General features: G+C 72.1%; 25 protein-coding genes. 10 read left to right on the top strand and 15 right to left on the bottom strand.

The window, feature by feature from the left end; genetic code table 11:
• Positions 1-15: 15 nt before the first annotated feature.
• Positions 16-531, top strand: a complete 516-nt coding sequence (locus ACBR40_RS22980; RefSeq protein WP_371250053.1) for a GNAT family N-acetyltransferase — start codon at positions 16-18, stop codon at positions 529-531.
• 26 nt (positions 532-557) lie between these two features.
• On the opposite strand, the gene ACBR40_RS22975 is transcribed toward ACBR40_RS22980, so the two are convergent.
• The 5 genes from ACBR40_RS22975 to ACBR40_RS22955 form a co-directional block, all read right to left on the bottom strand.
• Positions 558-2,312 (bottom strand): DEAD/DEAH box helicase, encoded by a 1,755-nt coding sequence (locus ACBR40_RS22975; protein WP_344209370.1) that lies wholly within the window; start codon positions 2,310-2,312, stop codon positions 558-560.
• Positions 2,313-2,436: 124 nt separating this feature from the next.
• Positions 2,437-3,726, bottom strand: a complete 1,290-nt coding sequence (locus ACBR40_RS22970; protein WP_371250052.1) for a hypothetical protein — start codon at positions 3,724-3,726, stop codon at positions 2,437-2,439.
• 83 nt (positions 3,727-3,809) lie between these two features.
• The gene (locus ACBR40_RS22965; RefSeq protein ID WP_344209374.1) at positions 3,810-5,192 is read right to left on the bottom strand and encodes an MFS transporter; all 1,383 of its coding nucleotides are present in this window, start codon (positions 5,190-5,192) and stop codon (positions 3,810-3,812) included.
• Positions 5,193-5,311: 119 nt separating this feature from the next.
• The gene (locus ACBR40_RS22960) at positions 5,312-5,575 is read right to left on the bottom strand and encodes a DUF3039 domain-containing protein (protein ID WP_344209376.1); all 264 of its coding nucleotides are present in this window, start codon (positions 5,573-5,575) and stop codon (positions 5,312-5,314) included.
• Between the two features lie 98 nt (positions 5,576-5,673).
• Positions 5,674-7,281 carry an MFS transporter gene (locus tag ACBR40_RS22955; RefSeq protein WP_371250051.1) on the bottom strand — a complete coding sequence of 536 codons (1,608 nt, stop codon included), beginning with the start codon at positions 7,279-7,281 and terminating at the stop codon, positions 5,674-5,676.
• A 147-nt stretch (positions 7,282-7,428) separates the two neighbouring features.
• Between ACBR40_RS22955 and ACBR40_RS22950 the strand changes: the two genes are divergently transcribed.
• Positions 7,429-8,046: a TetR family transcriptional regulator gene (locus tag ACBR40_RS22950; protein WP_364448888.1), complete on the top strand. Its 618-nt coding sequence runs from the start codon at positions 7,429-7,431 to the stop codon at positions 8,044-8,046.
• Positions 8,047-8,050: 4 nt separating this feature from the next.
• Here ACBR40_RS22950 and ACBR40_RS22945 read toward each other — a convergent pair whose 3' ends face one another.
• On the bottom strand, positions 8,051-8,629 hold the full coding sequence (locus ACBR40_RS22945; protein WP_020546648.1) for a YqgE/AlgH family protein: 579 nt from the start codon (positions 8,627-8,629) through the stop codon (positions 8,051-8,053).
• 120 nt (positions 8,630-8,749) lie between these two features.
• Here ACBR40_RS22945 and ACBR40_RS22940 point away from each other — a divergent pair, with 120 nt between their 5' ends.
• Positions 8,750-9,292: a hypothetical protein gene (locus ACBR40_RS22940; protein ID WP_371250050.1), complete on the top strand. Its 543-nt coding sequence runs from the start codon at positions 8,750-8,752 to the stop codon at positions 9,290-9,292.
• A gap of 3 nt (positions 9,293-9,295) precedes the next feature.
• Here the strand turns inward: ACBR40_RS22940 and ACBR40_RS22935 are convergent, their stop codons facing one another.
• On the bottom strand, positions 9,296-9,907 hold the full coding sequence (locus tag ACBR40_RS22935; protein ID WP_344209386.1) for a TetR/AcrR family transcriptional regulator: 612 nt from the start codon (positions 9,905-9,907) through the stop codon (positions 9,296-9,298).
• Between the two features lie 196 nt (positions 9,908-10,103).
• Between ACBR40_RS22935 and ACBR40_RS22930 the strand changes: the two genes are divergently transcribed.
• The 4 genes from ACBR40_RS22930 to ACBR40_RS22915 all read left to right on the top strand — a co-directional run bounded on the left by ACBR40_RS22930 (position 10,104) and on the right by ACBR40_RS22915 (position 14,540).
• On the top strand, positions 10,104-10,859 hold the full coding sequence (locus tag ACBR40_RS22930) for an IclR family transcriptional regulator (RefSeq protein ID WP_371250049.1): 756 nt from the start codon (positions 10,104-10,106) through the stop codon (positions 10,857-10,859).
• A 102-nt stretch (positions 10,860-10,961) separates the two neighbouring features.
• Positions 10,962-12,443, top strand: a complete 1,482-nt coding sequence (glpK, locus tag ACBR40_RS22925; protein WP_371250047.1) for a glycerol kinase GlpK — start codon at positions 10,962-10,964, stop codon at positions 12,441-12,443.
• Positions 12,440-13,990 carry a glycerol-3-phosphate dehydrogenase/oxidase gene (locus ACBR40_RS22920; protein WP_371250046.1) on the top strand — a complete coding sequence of 517 codons (1,551 nt, stop codon included), beginning with the start codon at positions 12,440-12,442 and terminating at the stop codon, positions 13,988-13,990. The genes glpK and ACBR40_RS22920 overlap by 4 nt, the downstream gene beginning before the upstream one ends.
• A gap of 46 nt (positions 13,991-14,036) precedes the next feature.
• Positions 14,037-14,540 carry a hypothetical protein gene (locus tag ACBR40_RS22915; RefSeq protein ID WP_371250045.1) on the top strand — a complete coding sequence of 168 codons (504 nt, stop codon included), beginning with the start codon at positions 14,037-14,039 and terminating at the stop codon, positions 14,538-14,540.
• A 75-nt stretch (positions 14,541-14,615) separates the two neighbouring features.
• Here ACBR40_RS22915 and ACBR40_RS22910 read toward each other — a convergent pair whose 3' ends face one another.
• Genes ACBR40_RS22910 through ACBR40_RS22895 form a run of 4 tightly spaced genes read right to left on the bottom strand, consistent with a single transcriptional unit; the run spans position 14,616 to position 18,191 of the window.
• Positions 14,616-16,025 (bottom strand): NAD-dependent malic enzyme, encoded by a 1,410-nt coding sequence (locus ACBR40_RS22910; RefSeq protein WP_344209396.1) that lies wholly within the window; start codon positions 16,023-16,025, stop codon positions 14,616-14,618.
• A gap of 56 nt (positions 16,026-16,081) precedes the next feature.
• Positions 16,082-16,711: an AAA family ATPase gene (locus ACBR40_RS22905; protein WP_371250044.1), complete on the bottom strand. Its 630-nt coding sequence runs from the start codon at positions 16,709-16,711 to the stop codon at positions 16,082-16,084.
• A gap of 9 nt (positions 16,712-16,720) precedes the next feature.
• Entirely contained in the window at positions 16,721-17,656 is a 936-nt protein-coding gene (locus ACBR40_RS22900) for a tetratricopeptide repeat protein (RefSeq protein ID WP_344209401.1), read from the bottom strand.
• Positions 17,640-18,191: a MarR family transcriptional regulator gene (locus ACBR40_RS22895; RefSeq protein WP_344209403.1), complete on the bottom strand. Its 552-nt coding sequence runs from the start codon at positions 18,189-18,191 to the stop codon at positions 17,640-17,642. Before ACBR40_RS22895 ends, ACBR40_RS22900 begins: the two co-directional genes overlap by 17 nt.
• 228 nt (positions 18,192-18,419) lie before the next feature.
• Between ACBR40_RS22895 and ACBR40_RS22890 the strand changes: the two genes are divergently transcribed.
• The 3 genes from ACBR40_RS22890 to ACBR40_RS22880 all read left to right on the top strand — a co-directional run bounded on the left by ACBR40_RS22890 (position 18,420) and on the right by ACBR40_RS22880 (position 22,055).
• The gene (locus tag ACBR40_RS22890; protein WP_371250043.1) at positions 18,420-20,489 is read left to right on the top strand and encodes a hypothetical protein; all 2,070 of its coding nucleotides are present in this window, start codon (positions 18,420-18,422) and stop codon (positions 20,487-20,489) included.
• Positions 20,490-21,091: 602 nt separating this feature from the next.
• Complete coding sequence (locus ACBR40_RS22885; protein WP_344209407.1) at positions 21,092-21,763, top strand: DUF4230 domain-containing protein; 672 nt, start codon at positions 21,092-21,094, stop codon at positions 21,761-21,763.
• Positions 21,764-21,902: 139 nt separating this feature from the next.
• Positions 21,903-22,055: a hypothetical protein gene (locus ACBR40_RS22880; RefSeq protein WP_371250042.1), complete on the top strand. Its 153-nt coding sequence runs from the start codon at positions 21,903-21,905 to the stop codon at positions 22,053-22,055.
• A 167-nt stretch (positions 22,056-22,222) separates the two neighbouring features.
• On the opposite strand, the gene ACBR40_RS22875 is transcribed toward ACBR40_RS22880, so the two are convergent.
• The 4 genes from ACBR40_RS22875 to ACBR40_RS22860 all read right to left on the bottom strand — a co-directional run bounded on the left by ACBR40_RS22875 (position 22,223) and on the right by ACBR40_RS22860 (position 25,181).
• Positions 22,223-23,194 carry an NAD(P)-dependent alcohol dehydrogenase gene (locus tag ACBR40_RS22875; protein ID WP_344209410.1) on the bottom strand — a complete coding sequence of 324 codons (972 nt, stop codon included), beginning with the start codon at positions 23,192-23,194 and terminating at the stop codon, positions 22,223-22,225.
• Positions 23,194-23,418 carry a helix-turn-helix transcriptional regulator gene (locus ACBR40_RS22870; RefSeq protein WP_091090886.1) on the bottom strand — a complete coding sequence of 75 codons (225 nt, stop codon included), beginning with the start codon at positions 23,416-23,418 and terminating at the stop codon, positions 23,194-23,196. Before ACBR40_RS22870 ends, ACBR40_RS22875 begins: the two co-directional genes overlap by 1 nt.
• On the bottom strand, positions 23,412-23,840 hold the full coding sequence (locus tag ACBR40_RS22865) for a hypothetical protein (RefSeq protein WP_364448917.1): 429 nt from the start codon (positions 23,838-23,840) through the stop codon (positions 23,412-23,414). Before ACBR40_RS22865 ends, ACBR40_RS22870 begins: the two co-directional genes overlap by 7 nt.
• Positions 23,841-23,993: 153 nt before the next feature.
• Complete coding sequence (locus ACBR40_RS22860; RefSeq protein WP_344209416.1) at positions 23,994-25,181, bottom strand: acetyl-CoA C-acetyltransferase; 1,188 nt, start codon at positions 25,179-25,181, stop codon at positions 23,994-23,996.
• Positions 25,182-25,206: the final 25 nt, after the last annotated feature.

The following is a 25,206-nucleotide window of genomic DNA, read 5'->3' as shown; positions in this document are numbered from 1 at the left end:
GGAACGTGTGCTTCCGTGGGCGCCCCCGACATCCGCCAAGCCGTCCGTGCGGACCTGAGTCCCCTCGTCCGCTCGCTTGGGCAGGAGCACTACTTCCACGACCGGCTGGCCCTGCAGGACGCCGGGCACGGCTTCCTCCTCGTGGCCTGGGAGCGGGAGGTGGCGGTCGGCGACGTGTACGTGTGGCTGGCGCCCGCCGAGGAGCCCGAGTTGCGCGCGCACTTACCCGGCGTGGCGCTGCTCACCCACCTGGAGGTGGCCGCGCCACGCCGCAACCAGGGCATCGGGACCGAGTTGCTGTGGGCGGCCGAGGAGCGGCTGCACGCCCAGGGCCACGACCGCGTCGCCCTCGGCGTGGACCTGGACAATCTCGACGCGCAGCGGTTGTACCGCCGCCGCGGCTACGCCGAATGGCCCCACGGGCCGGTCGCCACGACGGAGGTCGTCTATCACGCCGACGGGACCCGCGAACGCCGCCCCGAGGTCTGCCGCATCATGATCCGCCACCTCGGCCACAACCGCTACCGCTGACCGAGGGCCTGCGGGACTGCGGGAGGTCAGCGGCGTTGGGTGGCCCAGCGGCGGATCATGTCGATGCGTTCCTGGATCTGCTCCGACGTCGCCTGCGCGATCGGCGGGCCGCCGCAGACGCGGCGCAGCTCGGCGTGGATGACGCCGTGCGGCTGCCCGGTGCGGTGGTTCCAGGCGCCGACGAGGCCGTTGAGCTCGCGGCGCAGCTCGGCGACCTGCTCGTGCGGGGCCAGGGCCGGGGCGGCCGGCTCGGCCGATTCCTGCTTGCGCCTGGCCGCCTGCTGGTCGGACTGACGCTTGCGCAGCAGGGTGGCCACCTGGTCGGGCTCCAGCAGGCCGGGCAGACCGAGGAAGTCCTCCTCCTCGGCGGAGCCGATCGCGGCCCCGGTGCCGAACTCGCCGCCGTCGAAGAGCACCCGGTCGAACGTGGCCGAGGTCTCCATCGTCTCGAACGGCAGCTCGTCGCCAAGGACGTCGGGATTGTCCTGCTTGCGGTTGGCCTGCTCCAGCAGCGAGTCGTCGAGCCCGTCCTCCGGCGGCCGCTTGTTGAGCACGTGGTCGCGCTCGACCTCCATCTCGTTGGCCAGCCCCATGAGCATGGGCACCGAGGGGAGGAAGACCGAGGCCGTCTCGCCGCGCTTGCGGGCGCGGACGAACCGCCCCACCGCCTGCGCGAAGAAGAGCGGCGTGGAGGTGGAGGTGGCGTAGACCCCCACGCACAGACGCGGGATGTCGACGCCTTCCGAGACCATCCGGACGGCGACCAGCCACCGATCCTGCGACGCCGCGAACTGCTTGATCTTCTTCGAGGCGCCGGGATCGTCGGACAGGACCACGGTGGCGCCCTCGCCGGTGATGTTGCGCAGGTGCCTGGCGTAGGCGCGGGCGGTCTCGTGATCGGTGGCGATGACCAGGCCGCCCGCGTCGGTGACGCCCCGGCGCACCTCGGTCAGCCGCCGGTCGGCGGCCTGCATGACCTGGCGGATCCAGTCGCCCTTGGGGTCGAGCGCGGCCCGCCACGCCTGGGAGAGCTGGTCCTTCGTGAGCGGGGTGCCGAGGGTGGCGGCCAGCTCGTCGCCGGCCCGCGTGCGCCACTTCATCTCGCCGCTGTAGGCGAGGAAGATCACCGGGCGGACGACGCCGTCGTCGAGCGCGGGGCCGTAGCCGTAGGAGTAGTCGGCGACGCTGCGCTTGAGGCCCTCGGCGTCCTCCTCGTACGCGACGAAGGGGATCGGGTTGTCGTCGGAACGGAACGGGGTGCCGGTGAGCTGGAGGCGGCGGGCGGCCGGCTCGAACGCCTCGCGCACGCCGTCGCCCCACGACTTGGCGTCGCCCGCGTGGTGGATCTCGTCGAAGATGACCAGCGTCTTGCGCGCCTCGGTGCGCGCCCTGTGCAGCGCCGGGTGCATCGCGACCTGCGCGTAGGTCACCGCGACGCCGGTGTAGTCGCGCGAGGTGGTGCCCTGGCTGTTCTTGAACTCGGGGTCGATGCCGATGCCGACCCGCGCGGCGGCGTCGGCCCACTGACGCTTGAGGTGCTCGGTCGGGGTGACGATGGTGACGGCCCTGATCACCCCGCGGGACAGGAGCTCGCTGGCGATGCGCAGGGCGTAGGTCGTCTTGCCCGCGCCCGGCGTCGCCACGGTGAGGAAGTCACGCGGCTCGCGCCGGAAGTAGAGGTCGAACGCCTCCTGCTGCCAGGCGCGCAGCTTGGGAGCGGTGCCCCACGCGGCCCGGTCGGGATAGGAAGGAGACAGGTGGGACGCGGCGAAGGTGCTCACCGCATCACCTCTGGGGTTCGTGTGCTTCGCTCTCTCACAGTGACCCAAGAGTAATCGGGCCCACTGACAAGACGTGCCGTGAGCCGTGGATTCTGGCCAAGGTCGTCCTCACGTGCTATGCGGCTTATCGGAGGCTCGTCAGCACCGTGTCGAGAGCCTGTCTGCTTGGGGTTTGCTCGGGTTGCAGCAGGCCGAGCAGGAGCACGCTCCGCTCGCCCCGCGTGAGGAGCATCACTCTCAGGTACGCGGGCCGGTTGACCACGTCACGGTACTCCGCGCGCAGCGCCCGCGTGTGCCCGCCGGGGATCTGCCGGTCCTCGACGACCTTGACGCGGTCGCCCTTGAGCAGCAGCCGGGAGTACAGCTCGGCGGCCTCGGCCGTGGCCTCCTTGGCGTCCGCGACGGGTTCGGGGAGAGGGCGGGCCATCACCAGGCCGCCGGCTCCGTCCCTGGCCACCGAGGTGAAGCCGGACACGGGGGGCACGGGCGCGACGTACCAGCCGTCCGGCAGGGTCGCGGCCACCCCGGCCAGGCCGTCGATCAGCCTGCCCGTCCCGGCCTCCGGCCCGGGCTGAGGCGCGACGAGGCGCGGCGCCAGGTTGATCGCCACCGCCACGAGCGCCGCGCCGGTCAGGAGCGCCGCCAGCGCGAACGCCAGGCGCCGCGGCATCCCTGCGGGGGCCGTACGCGTGCCGGGGGCGGCGGGGGTGCCGTAGAGGCGGGCGGAGGGCGGCAGGGCGTCCGTGGAGCTCTCCCTGGATGCCGGGGACGGGATCAACCGGAACGGCGACCGCCAGGAAACCGGCTCAGGGTCCGACGACGACTCGCCCCAGAACTCGGCGTCCGGGTCGTCGTCGGTGGCGATGGACGGACTGCCACCGCCCTTGAGACTGCCCGTGTCGGCGTCCCTGCCGCCGTCCTTCAAAGCGCCCCAGCCGACGTCTCCGTCACCGTCCTCCACGGCGCCCCAGCCGGCGTTCCTGTCGTCGTCCCTGGACGCACCCCAGCCGGCGTCTCCGCCGCCGCCCTTCAAAGCGCCCCAGCCGGCGTCCCTGCCACTGTCGTCCTCTACGGCGCCCCAGCCGACGTCCCCGGACGTGCCCCAGCCGGTCTGCCCGTCCACGTCATCGTCGACATCCCCACCGGCGTCCCTGCGGGTGGTCGTCGCGTCCGGGTACGGGGTCCGGCCCGACCGGGGACGGGCGGCGCGGGGAGTGGTGCGCCGGATGCGCGGGTTCCAGGGCTCGTCGAGCTCCACGGTCTCCCCCGGCTCCAGGTCCAGCGGATGCCCGCGCCGGCGGCCCACGAGCTCCTCCGGGGGCGCGGCCTCCCGCTCGTCGCCGTCCGTCGGAGGACTGCGGCGGTGCCTGGCCCCCGGCGGGAGAGGCGGCCAGACCCGGTGATCATCCTCCATGAACACCTCCTCGCCCGCTGTCCTATCACTCCTTGCGACGGAGATCAGGCGATCCGTGATCGCTGGGACGGGAGGGACGGAATTCACCTCATGCGACCGGCCAGCACCGCCCCGCTCCCCCCGACCACCGCCATGAGGAGGCAGATGACCAGGAACCCGGTGGCGATCTGGGACGGCGCGTGCCCGATCAGGTTGACCAGCGCGCCCCCGGCCCCGATGGCGAGCGCCGAGCCCAGCATGTCCGTGACGTTGAGCGCCGCCGAGTTCGCGCCCTGCTCGTTCTCCGGCGACTGCTTGAGCGTGGTGACGCTGACGGTGGCCATGCCGACCCCCATGCCGAGCCCGGCCACGATCCAGGCCGGCACCGCGACCCACCCCGTCACCCCGGGCAGGACGGCGAGCAGCGCCAGCAGCACGCCCACGGTGACGCAGGACGCCGCGAACCTGATCCGCAGGTGCGGCTCCCCGGCCTGGCGGCTCTGCAGGTACGACCCCGCCGACCAGCCGAGCGCCCCCGTGGTGAGCGCGATCCCCGCCTCCCTGACGCCGAACCCCTTCACTTCCTGGAGCGCCAGCGGGATGAAGGAGTTGACCCCGAAGAAGGTGGCCGACAGGAAGCCACGCATGAGCACGGTCGTGGGCAGCCCGCGGGCGAAGCGCAACGCGCCGGGGGGCAGCAGCCGGTAGAGGCCGTACAGCAGGAAGGCGAGCCCCACGACGGTCTCGGCGACGCCCATGACGGGCGCCTGGTGCAGCCGGTCGACGCCGTGCAGCAGCACGCCGGCCCCGCACGCGGCGGCGGCCGCGGCCAGCGTCATGGCGAGCGGGCGCGAACGCGGCCCGTCGGGCAGCTGCTCGGCGGCGGCCGAGCGCTTCAGCGACGGGAGCAGCATGAGCAGCGCGGGGACGACCAGCGGGATGATGCCGTAGAAGACGTACCGCCAGCCCCACTGCCCGGCCACGGAGCCGGCGATGGCGGGGCCGACCATGGACGGCACGACCCAGGCGGCCGAGACCGCCGCGAACGCCTTGGGCCGCATGTCGACCGGGTAGACCCGGGCGATCATCACCAGCAGCGCCACGAACGAGGCTCCGGCCCCGAGCCCTTGCACGGCCCGCGCCGACAGGAACAGCACCGACGTGTTCGCCGCGCCGGCCAGCGCCATGCCGGTCACGAACAGCGCCAGCCCCACCACGAACGGCACCGCGAACCCCCGCCGGTCCGCGAAGAGCCCGGCCACCACGTTCGCGAACAGGCTGGAGACCAGGAAGGCGGAGAAGCTCAGCCCGTAGAGGTCGAGGGCGTCCAGGTCGCGGGCGACATCCGGCATGACGACCCCGACCGACATGCCCTCGAAGGCGACGAGGGTGACGACGAGCAGGATGCCGAAGGTGGCGATGCGGTAGTCGGCGCCGAAGAGCCGAGGGGGTTGGTGGGGGGCGTCGAGTGCTTTTGGTGCTGTCACCTGCACATCGTAATTTGTCGCACCTTTGACGGTGCCGGGGTGTGCTGGTGCGCATGCCGACGAGCCGGCGGTCGCGTGCCGGGGCAGCTTCGCGGCACGCGATTACCGCTCGGCCGCGCTCACTGCTTGTCGCCGCCCTTGTCGTCGCCGCCGCCCGCCGGCAGGCCCTCGTAGATCTCCTTGCACTCCGGGCACACCGGGTATTTCTTCGGGTCGCGGCTGGGCACCCAGATTTTCCCGCACAGGGCGCGGATGGGCGTGCCGGTGACCATGCTCTCAGTGATCTTGTGCTTGTCCGCGTAGTGGGCGAACCGCTCGTGATCGCCGTCGCCGTGCGACGTCTGTGGCGTGGTTTCCTGCTTCGGAAGGATCTTCGTGCTCACCCCATCGAGTTTATGCCCGCCCGCCCGCGGCCCGCGCCTCCCCAGGACAGCGAGAACGGCCCCCGCCGCCTGGCGGGGGCCGTTCAGGAAACAGGGGGTCAGCCCACGTGCACGGGCGCGCCCTCGGTCTTGCGGCCGGCCTTCACGAACATCGTGAGGGCCGCGGTCAGGACCGCGACGCAGGTGCTCACCACGAAGGCGAGGTGCATGCCGTCCATGAACGAGTTGTGGACGGCGTTCGTGACCACCTCGGGCAGCCCGGGCGGCGCGACGCCGAACGCGGCGGCCGCCTCCAGCCCGGCCATCTGCTCCGGCGGCAGCGCCTGAGCCGCCGGGCCGAGGTAGCCGGGCAGCCGGTCGGAGATCTCACCGGCCATGACGGCGCCGAGGATCGCGGTGCCGAGCGCGCCGCCGACCTGCATCGCCGACTGCTGCAGGCCGCCCGCGACGCCGCTCAGGTCGAGCGGGGCGTTGCCCACGATGATCTCGGTGGCGCCCACGAACACCGGCGACAGGCCGAAGGCCAGCAGCACGAACGGGATCGCGGTGTCGACGAACGAGGCGTCGATGCCGAGGCGGGACATGAGGAACATGGCGCAGGCGGTGATGAGCAGGCCGCCGGCCATCGTGATCTTCGGCCCCAGCTTCCCGATCGCCATGCCGGCGAGCGGCGAGGCGAAGATCATACCGGCGCTCATCGGCAGCATGCGCAGACCGGCCTCCAGCGGCGTCAGCCCGTGCACGCCCTGGAAGAAGAAGCCCAGGAAGAACATGGCGCCGAACATGGCGAAGGCCACCATCATCATCAGGAACGTGCCGATGGAGATGGACGGGTTGGCGAACAGCGACAGCGGCACCAGCGGCTGGCCGCCGCGCTTCTTGAGCAGGTGCTGCCAGAGGACGAAGGCCCCGATCAGCACCGCGAAGCCGCCGAGGAAGCCCAGCGTGGTGCTGTCGCCCCAGCCCCACTCGGGGGCCTTGATGATGGTCCACACCAGCGCGAACATCGCGCCGGACAGCAGCAGCACGCCCAGCCAGTCGATGCGCGCGAACGTCTTGGCCCGGCTGTCCTTGATCAGGATGACGCCCAGGATCAGCGCGACGACGCCGACGGGCGCGTTGATGAAGAAGACCGACTCCCAGCTCACCTTCTCGACCAGCACGCCGCCGACGATCGGGCCGGCGGCGCTGGACAGGCCGATGATCGCGCCCCACGCGCCCATGGCCTGGTTGAGCTTCTCCCCGGGGAACGCGCTGCGCAGCAGCGCCAGCGCGGCGGGCTGGAGCAGCGCGCCGAACAGGCCCTGGAGCACCCGCAGGCCGATCAGCGCGCCGACCGGCGTGATGCCGGGAATGATGTCGGCCAGCTCGGCGCTGAGTCCGATGCCGACCGACGTGACGGCGAATCCGGCCACACCGATCAGGAAGACCCTCTTGTGCCCGAACAGGTCACCGAGCTTGCCCGCGGTGATCAGGAACACCGCCAGGGCCAGCAGATAGCCGCTGGTCACCCACTGCAGGTCGGACAGCGACGCCTTGAGGTCGACCTGGATCACCGGGTTGGCGATGCCGACGACGGTGCCGTCCAGCATCACCATGATCACACCAAGGCTGACCGCCAGCAGCACGAGCCACGGATTCCCCCCGGCCCCCGTCTTCGCCACCTCGGGCGAGGACGGCGCGTCCACCGCCTTCGCGTTCGCCATGAAGCCCCCTAGTTCACATACGCCCCACACCAGGGCGGAAGTCTCTTAAGCCTCCGGTAATCTATGACAGGCGATGACGTCTGACAAACGACTTTTAAAAGGCAGCGGATGACTTCTGTCACACTGTGACAGCAAGGTTTCGAGGGAGTGACGGCAGTGGGTCTCCGCGAACGCAAGAAGGAGAAGACGCGCCTGGCGATCCTCGACGCGGCGCTCGACCTGTTTCTCGAACAAGGATACGAGTCGACCACCGTCGAGCAGATCGCGGGGGCCGTCGAGGTGTCCCCCCGCACGTTCTTCCGCTACTTCACCGGCAAGGACCATCTGGTGCTGTGGTTCCACGACCAGGGCGAGGAGATCCTGCTGGAGACGATGGCGGCCAGGCCGCCGGACGAGCCGCCGTTCACCGCGCTCATGCACGCCCTGCGCGCCATGCTGGCCGACATCGAGGACTCGACGCCGCAGGAGCACGAGCGTTTCCTCAAGCTGCGCCGCATCCTGGACGAGAACCCGCGCCTGGTCGGCCAGTCGGTGGCGCGGGGCACGGAGACCGAGCGCCGCCTCGCCGAGGTGGTGGCCGCGCGGCGCGGCGTCGAGGCCGACGAGGACCAGCTCTCCCACCTGATCGTGGCCTTCGCGATGTCAACCATGCGGGTGGGCTTCGAGTGCCCGCGCAGCGACGGGAGCCTGCCCGAGATCACCGGCCGGATGGCGGAGAGCATCGAGCTGGCCGAGCGTTCCCTGCGCCCCGGCTGGGACGTCTGAGGGGTCAGTTCATCGAGGGGTCGTCCGGGCAGGTGGCGACGAAGGCCAGCTCGCCCGGCTGGCGCCGCAGCACGTGCCGCCACAGCGACCCGGGGTCGGCGTGGAAGGTGTCGCCCACCTCGGAGTCCACGACGTACCAGGCGCCTTCGGCGATCTCGCTCTCCAGCTGGCCGGAGGACCAGCCGGCGTAACCGGCGAAGATCCGCATCTGGGCGATCTCGCCCTGCAGGATCTCGGGCGGGGCGTCGAGGTCGACCGTGCCGAGCCGGGACACCGCGGGCGTACCGGCATGCAGCCTGCGCCAGCCGAGCGGCTCCTGCCCGCTCGGCACCGCCGCCAGCGCCAGCGCGCTGTCGGTCTGCACCGGTCCGCCCTCGAAGAGCACCGAAGGCCCGGTGACCAGCGGGTCCCAGACCGGGAGCACCTGGGTCACCGAGATGTCGCTGGGCCGGTTGAGCACGACGCCGAGGGTGCCCCCGTCGCGGTCGTGTTCGAGGATCAGCACCACGCTACGCCGGAAGTTGGGGTCGTCGAGAAGCGGCGTCGCCACCAACAAACCGCCGACGTAGATCGCTTCCGCCATACCTCCATCATGAAGGGTGCAGGGGGGTGCGCGCTGCCCCAGAGCGCTCATGTTACTTTTCGTGTTCACAAAGACACTTCGGGTAGCAAAGATCACGACGTGTGGACCTTGGGGGAGCTCATGCGCATCGGTACCCGTCTGGCCCTGGCCGCCCTGGCGGTGGGCGCCGCGGCCTCCGGCCCGGCATCCGCGTCGGCCTGGCCGGGGGCCTCCGATCCCGGGGACGCGTTCACGATGACCGTGGACGACGTCAGCTGCCGCTCGGGGCGGGCGAAGGTGACGCTGCGCAACCAGACCCGGCAGGCGGTCCGCTTCGACCTGAAGTCCGACGCGGTCAGCGTGGCCAGCGGCTCGATCGCGGCCCGCAAGAGCGTCGTGCGACAGGTGCCGATCCACAAGGGCAGCCGCGCGGAGATCGAGGCGTACCAGGTCGTCGAGCACCAGCCGGAGACCCTCATCGACTCCACCCGGGTGGAGAACGACTGCCCCTGGGGTCACCGCACCGGGCAGCTCCCCTTCACCGGGCCGCCCGCCGACCTCATGGCCAAGCTGGCGACCGCGGGCGGGCTGGTCGTGATGGGCGGGATCTTCTGGTGGTACGGCTCCGTCTGGCCCCGCCGGCCCGACCTGCCCAAGGGGTGCCCGACCTCGCCTACGAAATGAAGGCTACGAAATGAAGGCGCCCGCCTTCGCGGCGGCGAGCGCGCGGCGTACGGACCGCTCGGCGGCCTCCGCGGTGACCGGCTCGCGGGTGACGACGAGCAGGTAGTAGAGCGGGGCCGAGACCGCCCGGATCACCTCCGTGGCGTCCGTGCCCTGCGGCAGCTCGCCGCGCCCGACCGCGAGCTCCACCACGCCCGCCCATTCCTCGATGCGCCGCAGGTAGAACGCGCGCAGCGCGGCGGCCGCCTGCTCGTCGCAGGTCGCGGCGGCGATCATCGCCTGGAACGTGGCCCCGAGCCGCCCGTCGTTGACCGCCTCGACCACGGCCAGGGCGTTGGCGCGCAGGTCGCCCTCGATCGAGCCGGTGTCGGCGTGCGGGGAGGACTGCTCGGCCAGCTCGACCATGAGATCGGTGACCAGGCCCGCTGGGCTGCCCCAGCGCCGGTAGAGCGTGGTCTTGCCCACGCCGGCCCGGATCGCCACCTGGTCCATGGTCAGGCCGTGGAAGCCGTGCTCGACCAGCTCGTCCTGGGCGGCCTGGAGCACGGCCGCGCGGACCCGGGCGGTGCGGCCGCCCGGCCGCACGGTTCCCGCGACGCGGGCGGGTGAGTCCATCTGTCTCCTCGTCCCTCGGGGCACGCACGGTCGCCGGGACGGGGTGTCCCGGTGCGTGCGAAGGGTGGCGGCGCCTGCAGGCCCGCTGAGCGTCCGCTGCGAGATTGCTTACCGCTTGCGCAAATTGTAGAGCCGCGTGGGGCGGGCGTCGGCAGGGCGATCGCCGTTCGGCGATATCGAACGACCCTGCGCTACAGTGCCGATCGTGGGAGAGACCATCCAGTCCGTCGAGCGGGCGGCCGCGATCCTGCGGCTGCTGGCCTCCGGCCCCCGCCAGCTCGGGGTGGCCGAGCTGGCCCGGGGCCTCGGCCTGCCGAAGGGCACGCTGCACGGCATCCTGCGCACGCTGGTGCGGGTCGGCTTCGTCGAGCAGGACCCGGCCACGGGCAAGTACCGCCTCGGCGCCACGCTGCTCCACCTCGGCAGCAGCTACCTCGACGTCAACGAGCTGCGCGCGAGGGCCATCAACTGGGCCGACGCGCTGGCCGGGCGGAGCAGGGAGAGCGCCTGGATCGGCACGCTGCACGAGGGCCACGTCCTGGTGATCCACCACGTCTTCCGCCCCGACGACAGCATGCAGACGCTCCAGGTCGGCACCTATCTGCCGGTGCACGCCAGCGCGCTCGGCAAGGTGCTGCTCGCGCACGACCCGTACGGCGAGCCGGCCGCGCCGCTGCCCCCGTACACCGGCGCGACGATCACCGACCCAGGGCGGCTGGAGGCGGAGCTGGAGCTGGTCCGCGCCCGCGGCTGGGCCGCCGAGATGGAGGAGCTGACCGAGGGCGAGGTGGCCTACGCCGCGCCGATCAAGGACTCGCGTGGCATCGTGGTCGGCGCCATCGGCATCAGGGGCGCGCTGGAGCGCCTGGCGACGGAGGGCGGGCCGCGCATGGAGTTCGTCTCGTACGTCAGGGACGCGGCCCGCGCGATCACCCGCGACCTGGCCCGCTGACCCCGACCAGTTGCCCGACCAGTTGAACGCCTCCCGCGGAACCGAATACCATTCCTCATGTCGTTCGACATTGTCGAACCCCGAGCTAGCGAGGATCCGCCAGTGCCTCGACCGACCTACATCGCCGCCATCGACCAGGGCACCACGTCCAGCCGGTGCATCGTCTTCGACCGGACCGGCAACATCATCTCCGTCGCCCAGCGCGAGCACCGCCAGATCTTCCCCAGGCCCGGCTGGGTCGAGCACGACGCGGAGGAGATCTGGGAGTCGGTCCAGCTCGTCCTCGCCGAGGCCGTCGGCGGCGTGGACGGCGACATCGCCGCGCTCGGCATCACCAACCAGCGCGAGACCACGGTGCTGTGGGAGCGCGACACCGGCCGGCCCGTCTGCCCGGCGATCGTCTGGCAGGACACCCGCACGGCTCCGCTGACGCACGCGCTGGCCGAGCACGAGGCGCTGTTCAAGGCGCGGGCGGGCCTGCCGCTCGCCACCTACTTCTCCGGACCGAAAATCCGCTGGCTGCTGGACGAGCACCCGGGGCTGCGCGAGCGGGCCGAGCGCGGCGAGGTGCTGTTCGGCACCATGGACAGCTGGCTGCTGTGGAACCTGACCGGCCGGCACGTCACCGACGTCACCAACGCCAGCCGTACGATGCTCATGAACATCCACACCCTGGCCTGGGACGACGACCTGCTGGCCGCGCTCGGCGTGCCGCGCGCGATGCTGCCGGAGATCCGCCCGTCCGCCGAGGTCTACGGCCGCACCGCGGGCGGCGTGCCGGTGGCGGCCGCGCTCGGCGACCAGCAGGCGGCGCTGTTCGGCCAGACCTGCTTCGACCCCGGCGAGACCAAGAGCACCTACGGCTCGGGCAGCTTCCTGCTCATGAACACCGGCGACCGGCCGGTCGTCTCCAAGCACGGCCTGCTCACCACGGTCGGCTACCAGCTCGGCGACACGCCGGCCACGTACGCGCTGGAGGGCGCGATCGCGGTCACCGGCTCGCTGGTGCAGTGGCTGCGCGACAACCTCGGCCTGATCTCCAGCGCCGCCGAGATCGAGACGCTGGCGAAGACGGTCCCCGACAACGGCGGCTGCTACTTCGTGCCGGCGTTCTCCGGCCTCTTCGCGCCGCACTGGCGCTCCGACGCGCGCGGCGTGATCGCGGGGCTGACCGGGTTCGTCACGAAGGGGCACCTCGCGCGGGCCGTCCTGGAGGCCACCGCGTGGCAGACCCGCGAGGTCGTCGACGCGATGAACGCCGACGCCGGGCTCGGGCTCACCACGCTGCGCGCCGACGGCGGCATGACCGCCGACAACCTGCTCATGCAGACCCTCGCCGACGTGCTCGCGGTGCCGGTGATCCGGCCCATGGTGGCCGAGACCACGGCGCTCGGGGCGGCGTACGCGGCCGGCCTCGCCACCGGCTACTGGCCGGACCTCGACAGCCTGCGCGCCAACTGGCACAAGGCGGCCGAGTGGCGGCCGGAGATCGACGAGGCGGCCCGCGAGCGCGAATACCGCAACTGGAGGAAGGCCGTGGCCCGCACCCTCGACTGGGTCGACGATCAGGAGTTCCAGCAATGATGATCAGTACGGGGACCGAGCGCGCGGAGACCAGGGAGGAGCTGTCCACCACCGCCTACGACCTGCTGGTCATCGGCGGCGGCATCCTCGGCACGTCCGTGACCTGGATGGCCGCCCAGGCCGGCCTGCGGGTGGCGATGGTGGACGCGGGCGACTTCGCCGGCGCCACCTCCAGCGCCTCGTCCAAGCTGGTCCACGGCGGCCTGCGCTACCTGCAGACCGGCAACGTCCGGCTGGTCGCCGAGAACCACAGGGAGCGCCGCGCGCTCGCCGCCGACATCGCCCCTCACCTGGTCAAGCCGCTGACGTTCCTGGTGCCGATCTACAAGGGCGGCCCGCACGGTGCGGCCAAGCTGGGCGCGGGGGTGTTCCTGTACTCGGCGCTGTCGGTGTTCGGCGACGGCATGGGCCGGGTCGTCACGCCGCACCAGGCCCTCGCCAAGGTGCCCGCGCTGCGCGCCGAGGGGCTGCGCGCCGCCGCCGTCTACGGCGACCACCAGATGAACGACAGCCGCGTCGCGGTCATGACCGTACGGGCGGCCGTGGACGCCGGCGCGACCGTGCTCAACCACGCCGAGGTCGTCGGCCTGCGCAAGAGCGGCGGCACGGTGACCGGCGCCGAGCTGCGCGACCGGCTGGAGGGCGCCGAGTTCGGGGTGAGCGCCCGCCTCGTGCTCAACGCCACCGGCCCGTGGGTGGACCACCTGCGGCGCATGGAGGACCCGGGCGCGGCCCCCAGCATCCGCCTGTCCAAGGGCGCCCACCTGGTGCTGCGCCGGCACGAGCCGTGGAAGGCGGCGCTGACCACGCCGATCGACAAGTACCGGGTGTCGTTCGCCATCCCGTGGGAGGACCACCTGCTGCTCGGCACGACGGACGAGGCGTACGAGGGCGATCCCGCCGACGTGCGGCCCACCGAGGCCGACATCGCGCAGATCCTCGACGAGGCCGGCCACGCGGTACGCGACGCGCAGCTCCGGCGCGAGGACATCACCTACGCCTTCGCCGGGCTGCGCGTGCTGCCCGGCGGGCCCGGCGAGGTGACGGCGGCCAAGCGGGAGACCGTGGTGACGCGCGGCGCGGGCGGCATGCTGTCGGTGGCGGGCGGCAAATGGACGACCTACCGGCACATCGGCCGCACGGTCCTCGACACCCTCGCCCACCTGCCCGGCCGGCCGCTCGGCGACGACCTGGCCGACATCCTGCCCGCCGTGCCGCTGCCCGGCCTGGCCAGCCCCGACGCGGTAGCCCTGCGCCTGTGGACCGACCGCGAGCGCGGCGCCCGCATGGACCCGCTGGTGGCCCGGCACCTGGCGACGCACTACGGGTCGATCGCGTTCGACCTGGTCCGGCTCATCAGGGACGACCCAGCGCTCGGCGAGCGCATCCACCCGGAAGGCCCGGACATCTGGGCGCAGGCCGTCTACGCGCGCGACCGCGAGTGGGCGGCGACCGTGGACGACGTCGTACGCCGCCGCACCACGCTGACCGTACGGGGGCTCGACACGCCCGAGGTGCGCGCCAGGATCGCCGAGCTGCTGGGCTGAGCCCGGCGGGAGGTGGCTGGAGCCGCTGGCGGGGAAGGGGGCAGGCATGCGCACTCCCATCAACGAAGCCCTGCTCCGCCACTTCCGCGACCTGCGGGACGGCGTACACGGCCAGGCCGTCTCCCGGGAGGACAAGGAGCGTCTGTTCGCCACGGCGGTCGAGCTGCTCGACCCCGTGGCGCGGCGGGTGCTGGCGGAGCTCGACGCCGACCTGCTGCTCGGGACGGGCGAGGTGGTGGCCAGCGGCCTCACCCGCTCCAAGGAGGGCGGGCTGAACGCGATGTGGTCGCTGACCTGGCCGGAGCAGCGGGCCTCCCAGGAGCAGCCCATCGCCGTCGTCGCCCACTACGGCGCCGGCTTCCACCACCCGCACCTGCGCGGGAACACGGTGGGCGACTGGCCGATGAACGTCTTCGACGCCGCCGACGCCGAGGCGCAGGCCGACACGCTGCGCGTCATCGCCGCCGGCGACGCCCACAACCTGGTCTTCCAGGAGTCCTACCGTCTGATGCCCGCCCTCACCCGCCCCGAGTCCGCCGACCGGCACTGAGGGCGCCGGAGGACACCCCGGTCATGCCTTGGCGAAGCGCCAGACCTTGGCGAACCGCCAGACCTCGGCGAACCGTCAGGCCTCGGTGAAGCCGCGGGCGCGGCCGCCAGCGGACTCGCGGACCGCCGCCGCCACCGCACCCGCCACGTCCGGGTGGAACACGCTCGGGATGATGTAGTTGGGGCCCAGCTCCTCGGGCGTGACCACGGCGGCCAGCGCGTTGGCCGCCGCCAGCAGCATCTCCTGCGTCACCCCCGCCGCCTGCGCGTCGAGCAGCCCGCGGAACACGCCGGGGAAGGCCAGCACGTTGTTGATCTGGTTGGGGTAGTCGGAGCGGCCGGTGGCCACCACGGTCGCGTGCTCGCGGGCGTCGTCGGGCGACACCTCGGGCTCGGGGTTGGCCAGCGCGAACACCACGGCGTCCTTGGCCATGGTCGCGATGTCGTCGCCGGTGAGGATGCCCGGCGCGGACACGCCCACGAAGACGTCGGCGTCCTTGAGCGCGCCGCGCAGGTCTCCTGCGTAGCCCTCGGCGTTGGTGTGGTCGGCGATCCAGCGCAGTGACTCGTCGAGGTCGTCGCGGCCGTTGTGCACGGCTCCGAGGTAGTCGCAGACGACGACGTTGCGCGCCCCGGCGGCGAGCAGCAGCCGCAGCACGGCGTTGCCGGCCGCGCCCGCGCCCGCCATCGTGATCTTGACGTTCTCCAGGCTCTTGTCGACGACCCGCAGCGCGTTCTGGAGCGCCGCCAGCACGCAGATCGCGGTGCCGTGCTGGTCGTCGTGGAAGACCGGGATGTCGAGCAGCTCGCGCAGCCGTCGCTCCACCTCGAAGCAGCGCGGCGCGCCGATGTCCTCCAGGTTGATGCCGCCGAAGCCGGGCGCGATGACCTGGACGGTGCGCACGATCTCGTCGACGTCCTGGGTGTCGAGGCAGATCGGCCAGGCGTCGATGCCGGCGAAGCGCTTGAACAGCGCCGCCTTGCCCTCCATGACCGGCAGCGCCGCCTCGGGGCCGATGTTGCCGAGCCCCAGCACGGCCGAGCCGTCGGTGACGACGGCCACGGTGTTGCGCTTGATGGTCAGGCGGCGCGCGTCCTCCTTGTTGCGCGCGATCGCCATCGACACCCGCGCCACGCCCGGCGTGTAGGCCATCGACAGCTCGTCGCGGTTGCGCAGCGGCACCTTCGACTGCATCTCGATCTTGCCGCCGAGGTGCATGAGGAACGTACGGTCGGACACCTTGTGGATGACGACGCTCTCGACGGCCTCGAGCTGGTCGACGATCGCCTGGGCGTGGTCGGTGTCGCGGGCGGCGCAGGTCACGTCGATGCGGAGCTTCTCGTGGCCCGCGTTGGTGACGTCGAGTGCGGTCACCACCCCCCCGGCCGACTCTACGGCGTGGGTGAGCTGGCTGACGGCCTTGCCGCCGGCCGGCACCTCGAGACGCACGGTGATGGAGTACGACACACTCGGGACGGTCGCCACGTCAATCGCTCCTTCGGGACTGACCAAGAAGTCCTCCCATGTTAGGGGGCGTTCGGTCAGTCGAGTGCCGCGGAAGCCAGGACGATCAGCTCGACGCAGGCGGGAACGGGAATCGTGGTGCTGTCGACGACCAGGTGGTAGTGGCGCGGGTCGGCAGGATCCGCCCGGTAGAAGTGCCGCCAGTAGGCCGCGCGGGCGCGGTCGTTGTCGTCGACGACGCGCCGGGCCTCGTCCTCGTCCGTCCCGGCGAGCGCGGCGGCCCGGCGGACCCTGCGCGGGAGCGGGGCGTCGAGCCGGACGTGCAGGGCGCCGGGCTCGCCGGCGAGGACCAGGGCGCCGGCCCTGCCGAGGAAGACGCCGCCCCGCTCGCGGGCGGTCTCGCGCATCATGCGCTCGGCGTGGCGCACGAACTCCTCCGGGGCGTGCGGCATCGCGCCCGGGACGTACATGTCGACGCCGCCGAAGGCCACGGTGGGCAGCCGCATCGCGCCGAAGATGAGCCGGCCCAGCCCCCGCTCGGCGCGGTCGTCGTGGGCCAGCGCCTCCTCCAGCGTGCAGCCGAGCTGCCTGGCGACGGCGCTGGGGATGGCGCGGTCGACGAAGGGCAGGCCGAGGCGTTCGGCCACGGCCGGGCCTATCTCACCGCCGGCCGTGCCGTATGTCGCCGAGATGGTGACGACCCGCATGCCCCCAGGCTAGAACAGGGCGCTCGCCAAAGCTCTGCGCGCTTTCGCCAGAGAAGGGTCATCGCTCGGCAAGGTGTCGAACAGACCGAGCAGGTGCCGCCGCGCCCGGTCGCGGTCGTCGCCCGAGGTGCGCTTGACCACGGCGATGACCCGGCTGAACGCCTCGTCGACCGCGCCCGACAGCATCTCGAGGTCGGCGGCCAGCAGGTGGGCGTCGAGGTCGGCGGGGTCCTGCAGGCGGCGCTGGAGATCGCCGGGGTCGACGCCCTCCGTGCGCTTGATGAGGGTGACGCCGGCCAGGCCCATCTTGGCGTCCTCGTGGCCAGGGACGCGGGCCAGCAGCCGCTGGTATGCCTCGGCGGCGGCGTCGAGGTCGCCGCGCTCGACGGCCTCCTCGGCCGCCGCGAGGTCGGGGTCGGTGGGCGGGCCCGCCGGGGCCTCCTCGCCGCCCTCGGCCGCGGGCGGCCGGGCGGCCGGGTTGGCCTGGTAGAACTGCTCGACGGCGGCCATCAGCTCGTCGAGCCAGCGGCGCACCTCCTGCTCGGGCAGCACCTGCTGGAAGCCCGTGACGGCCTGACCCTGGAAGATCGCCAGCACGGTGGGCACGGCCTGCACGCGCAGCGCGGCCGCGATCTGCGGGCTGGCGTCGACGTTGACCCTGGCCAGCACGGCCCGGCCGGCGAGGTCGCCGACCACCTTCTCCAGCACCGGCCCGAGCTGCGCGGAGGCCGGCGCGCGGGGGGACCAGAGATCGAGGACGACCGGCACCTGCATGGAGCGGTCGACGACATCGGTCGTGAACGTCTCCTCGGTCACCTCGACGACCGAGGCCGACGCGGCCTGAGGACCTGCGGCCTCCCGCCGGGCCTGCGCCTCCAGTGCCTGCTTGCGAGCGCCCAGATCGATCGCCCCGTAGAGCGACCCGGGCCTAGAGAAGTCCGCCATGCCCTTCATCTTGCCGCATGGACGAGCCCTCGAAGTCACCCGCCGCCACCCGCAACGTGCGCAACTGGTCGAACAGGCCGTGGAGTTCGTCCTCGGCGTACATCGCCAGGCCGAACTCGGCGTCCATCAGGTCGCGGGTGGCGCGGCGGACGACGTCGCGGCCGGCGTCGGTGATCTCGGCGAGCACGCCGCGGCCGTCGCGCGGATTGGGCAACCGGCGGACGTAACCGGACTTCTCCAGCCTGTCCACCGTGTTCGTGACGCTGGTGGGGTGAACCATCAGCCGCTCGCCGATCTTCGACAGCGGCAGCGCGCCGGTCTTGCTGAACGTCAGCAGCACGAGCCCCTCGTAACGCGCGAAGGTCAGCCCGTACGGCTTCAGCAGGCCGTCGAGCTGCGACAGCAGGATCTGGTGCGCTCGCATGATGGAGGTCACGGCCGCCATGGCGGCGGAGGGCCCGAAGTGGGCGCGCCAGCTCTCCGCGGCGCGGTCGATGGGGTCGAACGGCAGGTTGAGCGGCTTCTGCTGTGACACGCAGCTACCGTAGCGCGCCTCTCGTCCCGGTTCGTCGGGCGATCTGGAGCGACAGGCGATCCTCCTTGACCAAGAATCCGGACGTCAATCATCACGCTCAGTTATGGTTCTCGTACGTATGGTGACGCGGAAGCCAAGTCCATCAGCCTGTGGGGACCGGCCGGACTTGGCTCTTCCGTCTTGCCGAGGGGCACGGGGGGTGCTTGATGGACGTCAACGGGGCAAAGGGTGCGTGAGCACGCGGGCGTTTCACGGGAGGAGCTGAAGCAGAGCGCGGCCGTCACGGTTGCCGTGCTGCTCGCTGTCGGCTTGATCGCGGCGTGGAACGTCCTGATACCGGGCGTGGACGCCTGGGAGAACATCGTGGCCGCGGTCATCGGCTCGCTCCGGCTGACCGGCCCGGTGGCGGCGGCCTTCGCCGCCTGGGTGGCGCTGCGCAAGCGCCGCGCGCTGCGCGGCCGGTCGCTCACCACCTGGCGGGCGTTGAAGGCGCCACTGGCGATCGTGGTGGTGGTGCTGGGGTCGTTCGCGGCGACGGTGCTGGTGCTGGCGGTCAAGACGGTCCTCACCGACCAGGCGGGCCGGCTGAGCCTGCCCGGGCTGGGGATGGGCATGGCGGGGCTGGCGCTCTACTCGGTCATCGGCTGGGTGGCCGGGTGGGTGCTGCCGAAGGCGTTCACGCCGCCGCTGGCCGGGCTGGCCTGCTACGCGGCGTTTTCGTGGCTGGCCGACGACCGGGGCTGGGCGGACAAGCTGGCGCCCGGCACCGGCGAGCCGTACGACCTGTTCCAGGAGCTGAGCGGGGCCGCGTTCTTCGACCAGACGATCTGGCTGCTCGGGCTCACGGCGGCGCTGCTGCTCGGCTGGGCGGCCACGGTGACGCGGCAGGCGCTGGTGCTGGCGTGCGCGCTGCTGTCGGTGCTGGCGGCGGGCATGGGCGTGTCGCGGGTGCTGGCCCAGACCCGGCCGGCCGCCGCCGAGGACATCGCCTACGCCTGCCAGGACTGGCCGATCACGGTGTGCGTGCATCCGGGGATGCGGGCCGGGCTGACCGAGCTGGGGGCGGTGTTCACGCAGATCGCCATGCGGCTCGACGGCACGCCTGCGGCGTTCAAGCGGGTGGAGCAGCGGCCTCTGGGGGAGAAGCTGCGGCCCTCGCTCGGTCTCGCGCCGATCCACGTTCCCGACCTTTCGGCCGGGTTCGCGGAGAAGGCGGCGTACGAGTACATCGAGGCGCTGTCCGACCCCTGCCCCGGCATCGTCGCGGAGGGTTACCGGGAGATCGTCATGGTCTGGCTGCGCGGCGAGCCGCCGGCGGGCGGGCCGCTCGCCGAGCACCAGTACGCCACCTCGTGGTTCTCCTGGCTGAGCGAGCACCAGCGGCGCGAGTGGCTGCGCATGTTCTACAGCGACTTCCGCAACTGCCGGCTGTCGAGCACGCACTTCGGCGGCAGCCCGGCCCGGCCGCAGCTCGTGCCGCAGTCGGTGCAGCCGTCGCCCGACTCCACGCACGTCTACCCGGTCTACCCCGACCCGGCCGCCACGCCGGCCGCCCCGCCCACGTCGTACGGCACGCCGGGCACGTCCGGCACCGCCCCTTCCCTGGGCTACGCGCCCGAGCCCGCGCCCGGCTGGGTGGCGGCCGGCCCGCCCGCTTGGTCCACGGCGGGCGCCGCCACCGAGCCCGGACGGGGGTACGGCGGGCACCCCGGCCGGGGGCCGTTCGGCTGGGCCTCCCACGACCACTGGAACGGCCAGGGCTGGGGCCGGCGGGGCGGCACGACAGCCGGGCAGCCGGCCACCGGTTCGCGGGGCGGCACGACGACCGAGCAGCCCGCAGCCGGTCCGCGAGGCGGCGGGACGACCGAGCAGTCCACGACCGGCGACGTGCCGACCCCGCGCCCCACCTCCCCCGGCCCCACCACGTCCCCTGGTTCGTCCGGCCGCGGCCCGCTCGGCCACGGCTCCTCCAGGAACGGCCCCTGGGCCCACGGAGCCTCGCACACCGGAACAACAACGCGTGAAGCACCGCGCACTGGAGACCCACGCACCGCGGGCTCGCGCACAAGAGACTCCCGCACGGGAGCCGGGCGCGCGTGGGCCCACGGCAGGACCGACACTCACGGGTCTCGCGGCGAAGGATGGCGCGGCCACTGGTCCGCCAGCGAGGCAACTCCCGGCGACCGGCCTTACGCCGCCGGAACCCAGAGCATTCGGAGCCAGGGTGCCCGTGGTCAGGGCGCTCAGGCTCAGGGCGTCCAGGGTCAGGGCCAAAGGACGCCCGGGGACAGGGCATAGAGCGACCGGACAGCCGGGAGTCGACGCAGAAGGTCGGAGCGCGCCGACGTGAAGCTTCCCGACTCGACCAGCGGATGGACGCCAGAGGGCGGTGGGCGCGCGGGCGTGACAAGCGACGCCTCGCTATCGCGCCACCCGCAGAGCGGCACCCCGCCGGCTGTCGGCACCAGGACTTACGGCAGCGCACGCCCTCAGGACGCGTCCCGAGGGCGTCCCGCCTTGCCCCCCGCGACGCACGCCAGGACACACCCGGCACCTCCACTCCCCCGCGCATACAACCGCGCATGCCAGGACACGCCCGGCACCTCCCATCTCGCCCTCTCTCTCGCGCACTACGGCGCACGTCACAACGCGCCCGGCACGTCCCGCGTCGCCCTCCCTCGCGCACACGCCAGGACACGTCCGGTGCGTCCGGCCTGGCCCCGCCCACACGTACGATCGCGCACGTCAGGAGGCGTCCCGTGTCGCCCTTCCCTCACCCCGTACCAGGCGCCCGACCAGGGTGAGCGGCGGTCCTGGGCGCAGCGGGCGTAAGCGGGCGGAATCGGAGATGTCACCCTGGGGCTGGCACTGATGATCGCTGTGCGGGTAGTCATGCCACCATGACGACTTCCCGTACGACGCCACCGGAGGTCACCCCCGTACGGCGTCGCTGGTGGCGATACGCGGCGGGCCTGCTGGTCCTGGCGGTCCTGCTGGTGGTGGCCGGGCGGCTGGCCTGGACGTACCTGGACCCCAGGGGCGAGCGGACCATCGACCGCAGTCAGCCGGTCCTCCTGGAGTCCATCAAGGACCTCAGCCGCTTCGAGGCGGCGACCGGCACCTTCCAGGTGGTCGTGGACCTGGAGAAGGACGCGAACTTCCTGCCCGACGCGATCAAGGGCACCAGGACGTTGTTCGTCGGCGCGGGCGGCGTGGACGCCTACGTGGACTTCTCCTCCATCGCGACGAACGCGATCACGGTCTCGGAGGACCGTACGGAGGCGACGGTCCGTCTCCCCCACGCCCAGCTGGAGAAGCCGAACCTCGACAACGACCGCTCGTACGTCTTCGCCCAGCAGCGCGGCCTGTTCGACCGCGTCTCGGACTTCCTGTCGGGCTCCCCCGGCGACCAGCGCGAGCTCTATCTGCTGGCGGAGAAGAAGATCACCGAGGCGGCCGTGGCGAGCGACCTGCGGACCCGCGCCGACGCCAACACCAAGGCGATGATGACGGGCCTGCTGAAGTCGCTCGGCTTCACGAAGGTCTCCGTCAAGTTCACCGACGAGCCCTGAGGCGCCGGGTCCTAAGTACCTACCTAGGACTCCTACGCCCAGAGATAAGGCATAAGCCCGATGTGCCGGGGAGGGCCTTAGGAGCAATCTTGAGAGTGCAGACGACAGGCAACGCGAAAAAGCCCAGAGGAGCACTCGAATGAACGCCGAACTCGAATACAACGTCATGCAGCACCACGCCTCCGAACTCCGTCAGGCCGCCGCCGAGCAGCGGCGCGTACGGGAGGCGCTGCGCGGGCCGCGGGCCGAGCGCCGCCACCGCTCGGTCTTCGCCCGCTTCCGTTCCGCGTGACCGCCCACAAGCAGCCCGGCCGCCGCCTCCCTCGCGGCCGGGCTGAACAGCCCCCATAAGGGGTGTCCGGAGCATTCCTGGTCGACGGCTCCGGGAACGTACGCGAAGCCCCGGTCCATCCTGGTCGGACCGGGGCATCGCGCTGTCCGGGCACGGGTCCCGGCGGCTCACACCGTGATGACGAGCTTGCCGCGCGCGTGCCCCTTCTCCAGCTCGCGGATCGCCTCGGGCACCCGCTCCAGCGGGTACGTCGCGCTGACGACCGGCGTGATCGCCCCGTTCCCCGCCAGCTCGGCCAACGTCAGCAGGTCGGCCTCCCGGGGGAAGGCGAAGAACATCCGAGGCCGCTTGCGGGTGAACGGTCCGTACAGGGCGGTCCGCAGCTGCCGGTCCAGCCCGGCGAACCACCGGCCGCCGCCCTCCCCGCCCACGATGACGTACGTGCCGCGCGGCGTGAGCGCCCGCCGCAGGTGGGCCAGCGGGCGCAGGCCCGCGATGTCCACGATGAGGTCGAAGGCGGGCCGGCTGCCGTCCGTGAAGTCCTCGCGCGTGTAGTCGATGACGTCGTCCGCGCCGATCGAGCGGACGAGCTCCTCCTTCGCCCCGGAGCACACGCCCGTGACGTGCGCCCCGAACGTCTTGGCGAGCTGCACGGCGAACGTCCCGACGCCGCCGCCCGCGCCGGTGATGAGCACGCGCTGCCCGCGCCGCACCCGGCCGGAGTCGCGCAGCGCACGCAGCGCGGTCATGCCCGAGGTGGGGATGGCCGCGGCCTGCTCGTACGACAGGTTCGCGGGCATCGGCGCGAGCCGGTCGGCGCGGGCGCAGGCGTGCTCGGCGTAGGCCGCGCCGCAGGTGCCGAAGACGCGGTCGCCGGGCTTGAACGCGGTGACGCCGGCCCCGACCGCCGTCACCTCGCCCGCCACGTCGGCCCCGAGCCAGGGGCTCCTGGGGCGGCGCGGGCCGATGCCGAGCCGCATGACGTACGGGATGCCGGTGAGCATGTGCCACACGCCCTGGTCGACGCCCGCCGCGTGGACCCGTAACCGCACCTCGCCGTCGCCTGGCTCGGGCTCGGGGACCTCGGCGAGGCCGAGGACGCGGGGCGGGCCGTACACGCTTCTGGTGATCGCCTTCATCAGTGGTCTCCGTCCGGGTACTGGAACACGTCGTCGAGCGGGACGCCGAAGACCCGCGCGATCTGGAAGGCCACCTCCAGGGACGGTGAGTACCGGCCTTGCTCGATGGCGATGATCGTCTGTCTGGTGACGCCGATGCGGTCGGCCAGCTCCGCCTGGGTCATCTCGCCGTGCGTGAAGCGCAGGGCGCGGATCGTGTTGGTGACCTTCGTGGGCTTCACCATCCCGGCAGCCCCCGCCGGTAGGCGACGATCTTGAGCGTGGACCCGAGGACGGCCGACAGGACGAACCCCAGGTAGAGCACGTTGGCGATCCAGAAGTGCGGGAGCTCGGCCATCGCCATGACCAGGGCGGCCACCGCGCCGGCGACGAGGAACCACTGCCCGGTGTACTCGCCGTAGCGGTGGATCTCGCGGTCGCGCTGGTCCTTCTTGCCGACCTCGGCGGGCGCGGTGGTGCTCACCGCGATGAACAGCACCATCGAGGCCAGGAACGCCCCGCCAATGCTCCACAGCAGCGGCGCCACGTAGGGCACTTCGGTCAGCGGCACGGCGCCCGCCCGGCCGAGGACCGTGGCGACGTAGACGCCGTACGCCACGACCGTGACCACCAGCATGACCCAGGCGCGTTTCTCTTCGGAAGCCATACTTGGAATGTAAAGCAGGGCGGACATCGTGTCTAGTATTCTTTACATTGCGACGCGGAGTGACGCGGTGATCGCACACACGAGAACGGCCCGGTGATGGTCAGGAGCGACCATCACCGGGCCGATGAGCCAGTGATCAGAAGAAGGACGGGGTCAGGACTTCGGGACGCTGATGAGCAGGGCGTCGCCCTGGCCGCCGCCGCCGCAGAGCCCGGCCGCGCCGAGCCCGCCGCCCCGGCGCTTCAGCTCGTGGGCGAGGGTGAGCACGATGCGCGCGCCGGAGGCCCCGATCGGGTGCCCGAGCGCGATGCCGCCCCCGTTGACGTTGACCTTGTCCAGCGGCACGCCCAGCTCCTTGGCCGACTGGACCACCACGCTGGCGAACGCCTCGTTGATCTCGACCAGGTCGAGGTCGTCGGCGCTCACGCCCTGCTTGGCCATGGCCTGCTTGATGGCGTTGGCCGGCTGGGACTGCAGGGAGGCGTCGGGCCCGGCGACGTTGCCGTGCCTGCCGATCTCGGCCAGCCACTCCAGGCCCAGCTCCTCGGCCTTGGCCTTGGACATGACGACCACCGCGCAGGCGCCGTCGGAGATCTGGGACGCCGAGCCGGCCGTGATGGTGCCGTCGGCGGCGAAGGCCGGGCGGAGCTTGGCGAGCGTCTCCGCCGTGGTGTCGCCGCGTACGCCCTCGTCCTCCTTGACCAGCACCGGCTCGCCGCGCCGCTGCGGGATCGGCACCGGGACGATCTCGTCGTCGAAGACGCCGTTCTTGATGGCGGCGGCGGCGAGCTGGTGGGAGCGGGCCGAGACCGCGTCCTGCTCCTCGCGGCCGATGCCGAGGCGGCTGTTGTGACGCTCGGTGGACTCGCCCATCGCGCACTGGTCGAAGGCGCAGAACAGGCCGTCGTGCGCCATCGAGTCGACGACTTCGGAGCCGCCGTACTTGACGCCCTTGCGCAGGCCCGGCAGCAGGTGGGGGGCGTTGGTCATGGACTCCATGCCGCCGGCCACCACGATGTCGAACTCGCCGGCCCTGATGAGCTGGTCGGCCAGCGCGATCGCGTCGAGGCCGGACAGGCAGACCTTGTTGATGGTGATGGAGGGGACGGTCATCGGGATGCCGGCCTTGACGGCGGCCTGGCGGGACGGGATCTGCCCGGCGCCGGCCTGGAGCACCTGGCCCATGATCACGTACTCGACGGCCTCGGGGGCGACGCCGGCACGCTCCAGAGCGGCCTTGATCGCGATGCCGCCCAGCTCGACGGCCGACAGGCCGGACAGGGCGCCGAGCAGTTTCCCGATGGGGGTGCGAGCTCCGGCGACAATGACGGACCTGGACATGACAACGGCCTCCTGTGCTCGCGCG

It is taken from the genome of Nonomuraea sp. AD125B (genome assembly GCF_041402765.1).
GTDB lineage: Bacteria > Actinomycetota > Actinomycetes > Streptosporangiales > Streptosporangiaceae > Nonomuraea > Nonomuraea bangladeshensis.
The sequence above is the reverse complement of the archived record's forward strand: the minus strand, read 5'-3'. Positions and strand labels throughout refer to the sequence as shown.

Excerpts from the sequence above, each read along its gene's own strand:
- ACBR40_RS22970 (WP_371250052.1), bottom strand. The coding sequence starts at position 3,726 with ATGGAGGATGATCACCGGGTCTGGCCGCCTCTCCCGCCGGGGGCCAGG.
- ACBR40_RS22955 (WP_371250051.1), bottom strand. The coding sequence starts at position 7,281 with ATGGCGAACGCGAAGGCGGTGGACGCGCCGTCCTCGCCCGAGGTGGCG.
- ACBR40_RS22945 (WP_020546648.1), bottom strand. The coding sequence starts at position 8,629 with ATGGCGGAAGCGATCTACGTCGGCGGTTTGTTGGTGGCGACGCCGCTT.
- ACBR40_RS22940 (WP_371250050.1), top strand. The coding sequence starts at position 8,750 with ATGCGCATCGGTACCCGTCTGGCCCTGGCCGCCCTGGCGGTGGGCGCC.
- ACBR40_RS22935 (WP_344209386.1), bottom strand. The coding sequence starts at position 9,907 with ATGGACTCACCCGCCCGCGTCGCGGGAACCGTGCGGCCGGGCGGCCGC.
- ACBR40_RS22920 (WP_371250046.1), top strand. The coding sequence starts at position 12,440 with ATGATGATCAGTACGGGGACCGAGCGCGCGGAGACCAGGGAGGAGCTG.
- ACBR40_RS22915 (WP_371250045.1), top strand. The coding sequence starts at position 14,037 with ATGCGCACTCCCATCAACGAAGCCCTGCTCCGCCACTTCCGCGACCTG.
- ACBR40_RS22905 (WP_371250044.1), bottom strand. The coding sequence starts at position 16,711 with ATGCGGGTCGTCACCATCTCGGCGACATACGGCACGGCCGGCGGTGAG.
- ACBR40_RS22900 (WP_344209401.1), bottom strand. The coding sequence starts at position 17,656 with ATGGCGGACTTCTCTAGGCCCGGGTCGCTCTACGGGGCGATCGATCTG.
- ACBR40_RS22885 (WP_344209407.1), top strand. The coding sequence starts at position 21,092 with ATGACGACTTCCCGTACGACGCCACCGGAGGTCACCCCCGTACGGCGT.
- ACBR40_RS22880 (WP_371250042.1), top strand. The coding sequence starts at position 21,903 with ATGAACGCCGAACTCGAATACAACGTCATGCAGCACCACGCCTCCGAA.
- ACBR40_RS22875 (WP_344209410.1), bottom strand. The coding sequence starts at position 23,194 with ATGAAGGCGATCACCAGAAGCGTGTACGGCCCGCCCCGCGTCCTCGGC.
- ACBR40_RS22870 (WP_091090886.1), bottom strand. The coding sequence starts at position 23,418 with ATGGTGAAGCCCACGAAGGTCACCAACACGATCCGCGCCCTGCGCTTC.
- ACBR40_RS22865 (WP_364448917.1), bottom strand. The coding sequence starts at position 23,840 with ATGGCTTCCGAAGAGAAACGCGCCTGGGTCATGCTGGTGGTCACGGTC.
- ACBR40_RS22860 (WP_344209416.1), bottom strand. The coding sequence starts at position 25,181 with ATGTCCAGGTCCGTCATTGTCGCCGGAGCTCGCACCCCCATCGGGAAA.